Below are 3157 nucleotides of genomic sequence, written 5' to 3' on the forward strand. Positions count from 1 at the left end.
CCCCGAGAGCCATCGCTACGACTCCGTTGAACAGAGAACCGAGCGAAAGCGCTCCGCCTCCGACCAGGGCCGTGAACGCAAGGCCACTCTTGACCTCCGATGAGTTGATCTTAGCCACCGGTACCGTTGTGAGCCGCCCCCTTGCCCTTGAGTACAGAAGCCTGTAAAGAACGAGAGACCCAAGCACGACTAAAAGGGCCGTGCCGCCAATGACAAGTGCCGCTTGCTCTAAGGGGATAACGGCTCCTGGAGTGATCAAGCCCCAGTATGATAGCAGAAGTACCTCTACTACAAAGACAGCGCCGATGGTGACGTAAGCTGGCCTCCTCGAAATCTCACGCCCTTTCCAGCGGTCAACGAAGGGAAGGAAAGTCAGAGCCAAGAAGATTAGTGTGACTACCGAAAGCGCAGCCGCAAGCCCGGTCGAACCTTCGAATACAGAGATTTTGAGGACCTGATAGATCCAGAGGAAATACCAGTCAGGCTGGGGTATGTACCCTTGAGCCACCGAGGCCGAGTACGCCGGAGGCAAGGTTAGGGGGAAGACCGCCGAGATTAGTAACATCCCCGCCCCAAAGAAGAACGAAAGCTCCAGCAGGTAGAAAGTCACGTCAGGGAAAATTGGAAGAAGCCTCGGCTTCTTCTCGCTCGGCAAACCTCCGGTCGGTTCGGCGACGCCGTGTGACTCGAGCATGTACATCTTCGCGACAAGCAAGATAAGCAGAACCGCCGGGAGGACGACGACGTGTAGGTCGAAGAACCGCAACATCTCTGCAGCGTCACCACCACCACCCACGATTAGGAATGTGAGCAGAGAAGAGACGGGCTGCGGAAGAGCCGTAACCATTCCGACCCCTACGTCAGTTGCTGACTTTGACACAACTGTCCAAGGAAGAAGGTATCCAGTAAAGCCGAACCCCAGCGTAACGAAGCCCATTAGCATCCCTACGATCCACATGGCCTCCCTTGGTTTTTTGTGCACCGAGACGAAATATCCTCTCATCAGGTGCATGAAGGCCAGCATGATCATTGCATAGGCTGTGTAGAGGTGAACTGTCTGCAAGAACCTCCCGTTGTAGACGTTCTGAAAGATGTAAACCGTCGACGAGTAAGCTTCCGACGGGCTGGGAACATAATAGAGCATCAATATGAGTCCGGTCACTCCTTGAATCACAAAGGCCACGACTGCGAGTGCGCCGAGCCAGTAGAATGGGTTCAGCGCATATTCCGGGACGGGTCGGAACGTAGATTGGCTCAGACCCAGCCTTGAGTCGAACCAACCGGCCAGCCTTGTGAGGAATCTCTCGTTCTCCGACAATCTCTATCTCCCTAAGTACTCGAAACCAAGTTCCCGCCTTGAAGGTCGGATGTAACGTCGCTTGAGCCAGTATTGTGTCCGAAAATGGACGGAGGACTCATGCCTACTGCATAGACGTTTCCAGAACTGTCAACTTCGAGGGTGACCTGAGGCAGAGGCCTGGGCGAAGGCCCTCCTATTACCTTCGCGCCTTGTGTTAGGTCGTAAATGCTCCCATGGCAAGTGCAGTATGCGACTGGCGAGGGAGCTACGTACGACTTGTTTGCCGAGGGCGACCCGCCTGGAGGGACGAATCCGACAGACGTGCAACCGAGGTGCTGGCATATGGAGCTGAACGCTACGATGTCCTCGTCTGGGCCTACACCACCTGAGGCTCGTTGGCCAGTCTTGACCAGAATGTTCGGTTCGTTGTCAAGGGGATAATTGAATATCACAGCGGCCCCGGAAGCCAGTTCACTGACACTCGAGAGTTTGACCCTCGGAAATGATGTTTGGGTTGCGGCCCCAGGAACCGCGGGAACGACCACCGCCTTCATTACAGAAGCGATGCCGGCTAGCGCCAGAACTGCGGAAATGGACGCCGCGTATTTCAGGAAATTCCTTCTCGACTCTTCGGAGCCGTCCTCGCCCCTTGGGTTAGGTTGATCCGTCATTGAGATATGGCCTTTCCCCTCGGGAGGGCGACATCAGCGGTTAGCTCGCCGCCACCAAACCGGCCATCCAGCCGGGTGTGGACATTGCCCCACCTAAGCCGCCGGCACCAAACCCGCATCCTGTCTTACAATACCAGAGATAGTTCCCTGCGTGGTCAACTTTGAAGTAGGCAACCACGGTCGAGCTCGTGGGAAGCGGTATGTTCAAGCCAATGTCTGGAATGGAGAAGGTGTGGCTCAGGACTGACTGGGGTATGCTCGTCACCGTCTGACCTCCCATGACCTGAATCCCTGGAGCCCCCTGGCTTGAGTTGATGTTCGCGTTCGAGGCTACAAAGATTGTCCCGTTAGTCGTTCCCGAAACAGAATCAAAACCTGGAGAAACAAGCGATGCGTTCCCCTCGTCGTAGTTCACGATCACGAGTTTGATCAGTCGCCCTGCGGGGAGGCTGATCTTGGCAGACGATTGTAGGCCGCTGGGCCCAAGAACGTAAAACACAGGTTGGGTCCCGACCGTCTGATTGTAAGTGTTCTCGGTCGAAACCACCATTGTCACCACATAGGGCGCGTTGGACGAAGCGTTCTCCGGAACAGTCGTGACGGTCGTTGTCGAGACACCCCTGCCCCCGAGTCCTCCGAGCGCGAGCGACGCACCGAAACCAGAAAGAACGAGGGCGACCGCAAGAACGGCGATGGTGAGGCCGCCTACCAGGGGCGAGCTTGTTTTCATTGCCGCAAATCATCCCGTGGTTGGGATTTAAGCGCGATGCTGATTCTCATTATTGATAACGATGTCAGGTTTGATTATCACGGAGGAGAATCGTCTTCCCGGATTAAATACCTAAGGTCGTCCCTGCGGGTTAGGAAGGCGAGAGAAAACGCAAACATTGCAAGGCAAGTGGGCGGGAAGGTTCATCTGGGCTTCAGTAGCAGAAGGCATCGCGGCCACAATCATAACAATCCTGATCCTTGACCCGTTGCAGTACTTCACGGGCAAGTCAGACTACTACTCGGCAGCCAGAGTCATAGCCGGCAACGGCGGCGGCACCTGGTTCTTCACCGGATACATATCATTCCTTGTGGTCGGCGTCATCGCGACGGCGGTCACTGCCGTTTTCTACTTCTACATCGAAGGGGTTCTCGGCAAAGTGTACAAGGGTCTGACCAACTATCTGGCCTGGGGTCA

The 3157-nt window shown here is 55.5% G+C and carries 4 protein-coding genes; 1 reads left to right on the plus strand and 3 read right to left on the minus strand.

The genetic code is table 11. The annotated features are described in order from the left end of the window. The 3 genes from VGS11_04965 to VGS11_04975 form a co-directional block, all read right to left on the minus strand. A partial coding sequence (locus VGS11_04965; protein ID HEV2119438.1) for a cytochrome bc complex cytochrome b subunit occupies positions 1-1318 on the minus strand: 1318 nt, incomplete at its 3' end. 11 nt (positions 1319-1329) lie between these two features. Further along, a complete protein-coding gene (locus tag VGS11_04970; GenBank protein HEV2119439.1) occupies positions 1330-1971 on the minus strand; it encodes a Rieske 2Fe-2S domain-containing protein in 642 nt (213 codons plus the stop codon). A 40-nt stretch (positions 1972-2011) separates the two neighbouring features. Next, positions 2012-2701 carry a hypothetical protein gene (locus VGS11_04975; GenBank protein HEV2119440.1) on the minus strand — a complete coding sequence of 230 codons (690 nt, stop codon included), beginning with the start codon at positions 2699-2701 and terminating at the stop codon, positions 2012-2014. Positions 2702-2858: 157 nt separating this feature from the next. On the opposite strand from VGS11_04975, the gene VGS11_04980 reads away from it, so the two are divergent. Then, positions 2859-3157: hypothetical protein (locus VGS11_04980; GenBank protein ID HEV2119441.1), on the plus strand; the 299-nt coding region annotated here is incomplete at its 3' end.

The sequence above is a fragment of the Candidatus Bathyarchaeia archaeon genome (assembly GCA_035935655.1).
Classification (GTDB): domain Archaea; phylum Thermoproteota; class Bathyarchaeia; order 40CM-2-53-6; family 40CM-2-53-6; genus 40CM-2-53-6.

Excerpts from the sequence above, each read along its gene's own strand:
- VGS11_04970 (HEV2119439.1), bottom strand. The coding sequence starts at position 1,971 with ATGACGGATCAACCTAACCCAAGGGGCGAGGACGGCTCCGAAGAGTCG.
- VGS11_04975 (HEV2119440.1), bottom strand. The coding sequence starts at position 2,701 with ATGAAAACAAGCTCGCCCCTGGTAGGCGGCCTCACCATCGCCGTTCTT.